Annotated in this window: 4 protein-coding genes; 2 read left to right on the top strand and 2 right to left on the bottom strand. The window is 64.0% G+C overall.

Translation table 11 applies throughout. From position 1 onward, the window contains the following. Nucleotides 1–647: 647 nt before the first annotated feature. The gene (locus ACYQ6T_RS10495; protein WP_459830626.1) at nt 648–944 is read right to left on the bottom strand and encodes a hypothetical protein; all 297 of its coding nucleotides are present in this window, start codon (nt 942–944) and stop codon (nt 648–650) included. Then, a complete protein-coding gene (locus ACYQ6T_RS10490; RefSeq protein WP_459830624.1) occupies nt 941–1,825 on the bottom strand; it encodes an integrase domain-containing protein in 885 nt (294 codons plus the stop codon). Before ACYQ6T_RS10490 ends, ACYQ6T_RS10495 begins: the two co-directional genes overlap by 4 nt. A gap of 1,340 nt (nt 1,826–3,165) precedes the next feature. Between ACYQ6T_RS10490 and ACYQ6T_RS10485 the strand changes: the two genes are divergently transcribed. Together ACYQ6T_RS10485 and trfA are read left to right on the top strand one after the other, a co-directional pair. Further along, nucleotides 3,166–3,348, top strand: coding sequence for a hypothetical protein (locus ACYQ6T_RS10485; RefSeq protein WP_459830622.1), 183 nt, complete (start codon nt 3,166–3,168; stop codon nt 3,346–3,348). Then, complete coding sequence (gene trfA, locus ACYQ6T_RS10480) at nt 3,345–4,244, top strand: plasmid replication initiator TrfA (protein WP_459830619.1); 900 nt, start codon at nt 3,345–3,347, stop codon at nt 4,242–4,244. Before ACYQ6T_RS10485 ends, trfA begins: the two co-directional genes overlap by 4 nt. Nucleotides 4,245–4,620: the final 376 nt, after the last annotated feature.

The following is a 4,620-nucleotide window of genomic DNA, read 5'->3' as shown; positions in this document are numbered from 1 at the left end:
ATTTTTCAAGCAGAAGACGGCATACGAGATGTTCATGGTAGTGACTGGAGTTCAGACGTGTGCTCTTCCGATCTCTTCGCCCCCCCCGCCGGCTCAAACCCACCCGCCCGGCGCCCCCCCCTTCGTGCTACACCAGCAACCGTGCTCACGGCAAGCGGCGGTACGAGAACCAGCAACAGAAGGAGAAAACCAGTATGAATGTTGAGCTTTTCTTGTCGCGCCTAACCGAAGTCGAAGAAACTGGCGGTGGTGCTTGGCAGGCAAGGTGCCCAGCATGCGGTGCCAACCTACACCTGCAGGACTTCAAAGAGGTGTTCTACTGCGACGGTGGATGCGATCCATGGGACATCATGGAAGCGCTCGGCCTAAGCTGGGATGATCTCTACGGGAATAGGCCACCCAGAGGGGGGCCGAAATAGAACCCCCCAAAAGGCCCATTGCAAGCGTCTTCTCAGCTTTTGGCGGCAGAAAAGGTCTCCAAGAAGGTGGTGGTGTCCCGCCCTTGCCTCGCGACTACGCGCCCGTGGCGATGTCCGCTTGGGCGCTCGCTTCGCTCGCGGCCTCGCGGCGCCGCTCGGCCGGCCGCCTCGCACCCCACGCGCTCGCTCTCGCTCGCGCGCGGGTCCCCTGTCGGCGGCCGCCCTGCGCTACCGGTCGTCGGCCTCAGCAATAGGCCTCGGCGGGTCCCCCGCTTTGCCAGCCAGCCGCCACAGCTCGCGGATAGCCAGCCAATGGGCATACAGCGTCGCCGGCGCGAGATCACGGTGTGCCTTCCAGTACGCGACCACGTGCCGCTTGCCCACCTGCCCTAGACTGTTCGCACCCATCCGGGCGCATGCCTCGGCGAACGCGAGCATGCGCGCCCGCTGCTGGCGGCGGTTGTCCTTGCCGCCCTTGCGCACATACCCCCTGGTCAGGCGTTCAACCTCTCGTATCAGCCTCATCCTAGGTACTCCGTGGTAACGTCGGCGCGCCCATGCCCCAGCTCCTCGGCGATCTGCTCGCGCGCCTCGCGATCGTCGCCGTAGCGCTCGCCCGACACCACCGGCGCCGCGTGGCCGGTGAGAGCCTCGTAGCGCTCGCACGCGTAGGCCGCGCGCAGATCGTGCAGGCCTCCGCCGGTGTGCTCTTTGACGATTTCCCGGGCATCTCGCAAGGTGCCTTCCCGCCACCCTTTCCATGACTCGCTGGCCGGGATCAGGCTTCGGTCTTGCCCCTGGGCAATAGCCGCCCGAGAAAGCGCTTCTAGCTGCCTCTGAGACGTGATCGGCACCTCCCTGGTACGTCCCCCTTTGGTGCCCTCGGAAACGGTCATAGCGCCCCGATTTTGGGCCTCCACGAGGGCCGCGCGGGCATCCAGCAAGCTAGCTTCTTTTGAGCGCAACCCGAATTCGCGCGCTAGCTCCACGACAGCAGCCACCCGATCCCCTAGCTCTTGCCGCACCGCCTCGAGCGCGCGCCCGTAGGCCTCACGATCCAGCGCGCCCGGGGCTTCCTCGCGAATCGTGCTGCGCTCGGCAATACCGCAGTCTTTCGTGGGTGAGACGCTCTGCCACTCGGTGACCAGCGACATCACGGTGTTGACAGCGGATACCAGGTTCTGAGCATATGACGCTGACATTTCTCCAGCCTCGACTCGCTCGGCAAGCTCCTGGCCGTAGCGCTCCACCAACTCGCGATCGATCCGCTCCATCCTGCCGATCCCCTCCGCCTTTGCCCAGCTAGCAAAGAGCGCGAATCGATCCCCGACCGCAGCCGCACTCGCAAAGGACATCTCGCCACGATCCGCCGCGCGGCCAAGCGCGATCCTGGCAGCGTCCGCCATGTTCCTCGATCCAAGCCCAAAGTTCCGACTCACGTCCACCTCCTCGCAGACCCATCCCTAGCCAATGGAGCATCGACACCCCCCAATCCTCCGTTTACGGGGGTTTCGACTCGACTTCCTCGGTAGGATCGAGACCAAATCCATCCTCTTGGCTAGGGATGGGCCTACCCATCCCGCCGGGGCCGCCCCGCCCGTAACGAGGTCATGAGGGTGGGCGCTCTGCGCCCATCCGCGGCGGTTGCCCGGCACCCCCCCATGACCTCGTCGAGCGGTAAGTGTTATTCGCACGCGATACCCTCGCGGCAAGGGTGGGGGGTGAGCAGTTTCTTGTATGGCGCCTTGCTCGACGGCGCTGAACCTTCGGCAGACCTCGCGGGTGCTGGTCAGGCGCGCCCTTGTGGGGCTTTCCCGGTCCTCAGCCTGCCTTCTGGGGAGTGTTCGATTGGCGTGAATGCGTGTGGTGAGCAGTTTCTTGTATCGCGCCTTGCTCGACGGCGCAGACGGTTTTCACGCGATTTCACGCCGGCGCGCGGATACGTCCATCTGGGGGAAATCCGCGCAGTTATTGGGCTTGCGGCCAACCTTGTGGGTCGGGACCGCCGCCGTCTCTGTGCTCGCTTCGCTCCGCACAGAGACGGCGGCTCCGCCGCTTGCTCTGCACGGAAACGACTATGGAGTGCTCGCGCCTGTTGGCCGCCTTCGGCGGCCCGCGCCGCTCGTTGGCGGCGCGTCGCAGCGCGCGCGTTTGAGCTGATGGCCGCGCCTGTGCTACTGATCCAGCCGTAGCCGTGTGCGCGGGTCGATCCTGATGTACGCGGGGGAGACGGTGGACATCATCAGCGGCGCTACGCCCGTGGCGGTCTCCCCGAGTACGCGGGGCAGACCTACGTTCCGCACTAGGCGGCTCCGCCGCGGTCGCGGTCAATCACCTCGCGAGGGTCGATCCCCGCGTGCGCGGGGAAGACGCAAGATCGCAGCATGATCCCTGCTGCGCAGACGGTCGATCCCCGCGTGCGCGGGGAAAACTTATTGCCTTCCGGTCAAGCCGGAGGCCCTTAATGCCTTCCGGTCGAACCGGAGGCCCCTTATTGCTGTTTCTTTTGAGTCCCCAGCTAGGACTTAGCCGATGGGCATTACGCGCATCGGGTAGATACAAACCATTGTAGCACTACTTGTTCCAACGTCAAGCTCATCGGGATAGCGTTCCGCCTCCATCGGGATAGCGTTCCGCCTCCATCGGGATAGCGTTCCGCCTCCATCGGGATAGCGTTCCGCCTCCATCGGGATAGCGTTGCATTGTATGTACAAGTGCTATACTTCATCGTTCAGGAGGTATCACTATGAGCGACGAAAAAACCATGCTGTCATTACGGGTCGAGAAGTCCCTACGGGACGCCTTCTACCGGGCCGCCAAGGCCAACGACCGAACCGGTTCCCAACTGCTGCGCGAATTCATGCGCAAGTACGTCAAGCGCCACGCGCAGGGCGACTCGCTGAAAGACGGCAAGGAGGTGGTGAAGTGAAGCTCGAAGACCTGCTGGACCGAATCACCGAATTGCAGGCTCGGGCGAAGCAACGCGCAGAGCGCCCGTTGCCGGGTGCGCCCTTGCCGAAAAACGTGGTGCAGCTCCCGCTATGGCCGGAGACTGTCCGGGCGGTGCCGAACGCCTTCCTAAGGTCTGCCCTGTTCGGTGCCATCGCCAAGGGGCGGCGGCGGTACATCAACGGCGAGCAGCTCGCCGCGCTCGATGGCATCGAGATCCGCTACAAGGGCGAACGCCTCGACCAAGGCGACCTCGACGTGTGGGAAAGCGTGCTGCACGCCGTGCGCCTTCAGGAGCTGGGCAGCCGATGCCGCGTCACGTCCTACGCCATGCTGAAGCTCATGGGCAAGACCGACACCGGAAAGAACCGGGCGACGCTGCACAACCGCATCGAGCGGCTTGTAGCCAATGCCGTGACGGTCAAGCAAGGGCGCTACACCTACATCGGCAGCCTGATTCGTTTCGCGGCCAAGGACGAGGAAACGCAGGAGTGGGTGATCGAGCTGGACGAGAAGCTACTCCCGCTGTTCGCCGCCGACCAGTACACGCAGGTGGAATGGGCCGTGCGCCGTGCGCTGGACGGAAAGCCGCTCGCGCAGTGGCTGCACGGCTTCTACGCCAGCCACGCCAAGCCCTTCCCCATGAAGGCGGAAACGTTGCTCAAGCTGGCGGGTGGCGAGAACGCCAACCCGCGCAGCGCCCTGCAGAAGCTGCGCAAGGCGCTTGACGACGTAGCAGAGGCCTGCGCGGCCTACGGCCAGCGGTTCAGCTACGAGATTCGTGGCGACCTCGTTTACGTCGAGAAGCAGGCCAAAGGGGCGCAGCGGCGGCACTTGACCAAGAAGTCCAGCAAGCCCCGGAAGCCTCGCGCTTGATACCGTTCCAGCGGATGCCGAATACCGTTCCAGCGGATGCCGAATACCGTTCCAGCGGATGCCGAATACCGTTCCAGCGGATGCCGAATACCGTTCCAGCGGATGCCGAATACCGTTCCAGCGGATACACTATCCACAGGCCGAACAGGCCGGAAAGCCAGTACTGGTGCGGGTTTTCGCGTTTCGCCGAAACCAAGCTAATCCGGTTCTAATCTTTTTCTAATCCGCGCGTGCAAAGCACGCGCGCCGCCTCCAGGGGGGGGCTTCGCCCCCCCCGCCGGCTCAAACCCACCCGCCCGGCGAGATCGGAAGAGCACACGTCTGAACTCCAGTCACTACCATGAACATCTGGTATGCCGTCTTCTGCTTGAAAACA

Source organism: Hydrogenophilus islandicus, assembly GCF_054657095.1.
This window is presented reverse-complemented; position numbering and strand designations above follow the sequence as displayed.

Excerpts from the sequence above, each read along its gene's own strand:
- ACYQ6T_RS10490 (WP_459830624.1), bottom strand. The coding sequence starts at position 1,825 with ATGGCGGACGCTGCCAGGATCGCGCTTGGCCGCGCGGCGGATCGTGGC.
- ACYQ6T_RS10485 (WP_459830622.1), top strand. The coding sequence starts at position 3,166 with ATGAGCGACGAAAAAACCATGCTGTCATTACGGGTCGAGAAGTCCCTA.
- ACYQ6T_RS10495 (WP_459830626.1), bottom strand. The coding sequence starts at position 944 with ATGAGGCTGATACGAGAGGTTGAACGCCTGACCAGGGGGTATGTGCGC.